Origin of the sequence: Methylobacter sp. BlB1 (assembly GCF_015476545.1) — a bacterium.
Lineage (GTDB): Bacteria > Pseudomonadota > Gammaproteobacteria > Methylococcales > Methylomonadaceae > Methylobacter.
On the sequence record NZ_JADMKV010000143.1, the window covers coordinates 1 to 2,232 of the forward strand.

General features: G+C 66.3%; 2 protein-coding genes. Both read right to left on the reverse strand.

All coding sequences use genetic code 11. The features are described from left to right. Positions 1-389: sodium ion-translocating decarboxylase subunit beta (locus tag IT781_RS21670; protein WP_194972251.1), on the reverse strand; the 389-nt coding region annotated here is incomplete at its 3' end. A gap of 61 nt (positions 390-450) precedes the next feature. Then, a partial coding sequence (gene oadA, locus IT781_RS21675) for a sodium-extruding oxaloacetate decarboxylase subunit alpha (protein ID WP_194972252.1) occupies positions 451-2,232 on the reverse strand: 1,782 nt, incomplete at its 5' end.

Below are 2,232 nucleotides of genomic sequence, written 5' to 3' on the forward strand. Positions count from 1 at the left end.
AGGCCCGGCACGATGTTCAACGCCAAGGCGCCCAATAAGGACGCGAAGATGCCGAATTGGGCCGCAGCCCCCAAGAGCAGGGTCTTCGGGTTGGCCAGCAGCGGCCCGAAGTCGGTCATGGCGCCGACGCCCATGAAGATCAACAGCGGAAACAGGCCGCTCTTGATGCCGAAGTACAGGTAATAGAGCAGGCCGCCCTCGTCGTTGAGGCCGGCCGTCGGGATGTTGCTGAGGATGGCGCCGAAGCCGATCGGCAGCAGCAATAACGGCTCGAAGCCTTTCTTGATGGCCAGAAACAGCAGCAGAAAGCCGACCAGCATCATCAGCGCCTGGCCGCCGCTCAGGTTGTACAGGCCGGTGCTCTGCCAGAGTGAAAGCAGGTTTTCCATGGGTGAGGTCTCGTCTGAATAAGCAGGGAGGCCCCGCCCGAGGCGGGGCCGTTATTCTTGATTATAAGCTGATCAGCACATCGCCGACCGTGACCGCGGCCCCTTCCTTGGTGTGCACGGCGCTGACGATGCCGCTGGCCCGCGAGCGCACTTCGGTCTCCATCTTCATGGCCTCCATGATCACCACCACGTCGCCCTCGGCCACGGCGCTGCCGGCCTGCACCAGCACTTTCAGGATCGTGCCGGCCATCGGCGCCTCGACCGAGACGCCGTTGCCGGCCACGGCCGGGGCGCTGACCGCGGCCGTGGCCGCCGCCGGCTGGATGTGCAGCGGCGCGCCGCCGGGGCCGACCGAGACGTTGAAATGGCGGCCGTCGACGTTGACGCTGTAAGTCTCCACGGCGGCCGCGCCAGCCGCTTTCGGGGCCGGCGTCGGGATGGGGGCTGCGGCCGGGGCGCTGCCCGGCGCCGGCTCGAAGGCCTCAGGCTTGCCGCGGTGGGCCAGGAATTTCCAGCCGACCTGCGCAAACAGGCCGTTGATCAGCGCGTCTTCTTCGACCTGTTCGCTGAGCTTGACGCCTTCGGCCCGGGCCTTGTCCTGCACGTCGGCGATCAGTTTGGCCATTTCCGGTTCCAACAGGTCGGCCGGCCTACAGCTGATCGGCTCGGCACCGTCCAGCACGCGCGCCTGCAGTTCGGCATTGACCGGGGCCGGGGTGGCGCCGTATTCGCCTTTCAGGACGCCGGCCGTTTCCTTGGTGATGGTCTTGTAGCGCTCGCCGGCGATCACGTTCAGCACGGCCTGGGTGCCGACGATCTGCGACGTCGGCGTGACCAGCGGAATGAAGCCCAGGTCCTCGCGCACGCGCGGGATCTCGGCCAGGACGGCATCGAACTTATCCTCGGCGCCCTGCTCCTTGAGCTGGCTTTCCATGTTCGTGAGCATGCCGCCGGGCACCTGCGAGACCAGGATGCGCCCGTCGACGCCTTTCAGGCTGCCTTCGAAGGCGGCGTATTTCTTGCGCACGGCGCGGAAATAGGCCGCGATCTCTTCCAGTTTGGCCAGGTCCAGGCCGGTGTCGCGCTCGGTGCCCTGCAGGCTGGCGACGATGGTTTCGGTCGCGGTGTGGCCATAGGTCATGCTCATGGAGGAGATGGCCGTGTCGACGTTGTCGATGCCGGCCTCGGCCGCCTTCAGGATGGCGCCGGTGCTCAGGCCGGTCGTGGCATGGCACTGCATGTGGATCGGAATGGACACGCTTTGCTTCAGGCGGCTGACCAGCTCGTAGGCGTCATAAGGCTTGAGCAGGCCGGCCATGTCCTTGATGCAGATCGAGTGCGCGCCCAGGTCCTCGATCTGCTTGCCCAGATCGACCCACATGGCCAGCGTGTGCACGGGGCTGGTCGTGTACGAGATCGTGCCTTGGGCATGGGCGTCGGTCTGCAGCACGGCCTGCACGGCGCGTTGGATGTTGCGCATGTCGTTCATGGCGTCGAAGATGCGGAACACATCGATGCCGTTGACGGCGCAGCGCTCGACGAAGGTGTCGACCACGTCGTCGGCGTAATGGCGGTAGCCGAGCAGGTTCTGGCCGCGCAGCAGCATCTGCTGGCGGGTGTGGGGCATGGCCGCCTTCAGCTGGCGCAGGCGCTGCCAGGGGTCTTCGCCCAGGTAGCGGATGCAGGCATCGAACGTGGCGCCGCCCCAGGTCTCCAGCGACCAGTAGCCGATCTGGTCGAGCTTGGCGCAGATCGGCAGCATGTCGTCGATGCGCAGGCGCGTGGCCAGCAGCGATTGGTGGGCGTCGCGCAGGACGACTTCGGTGATGCCTAACGGCTTAGG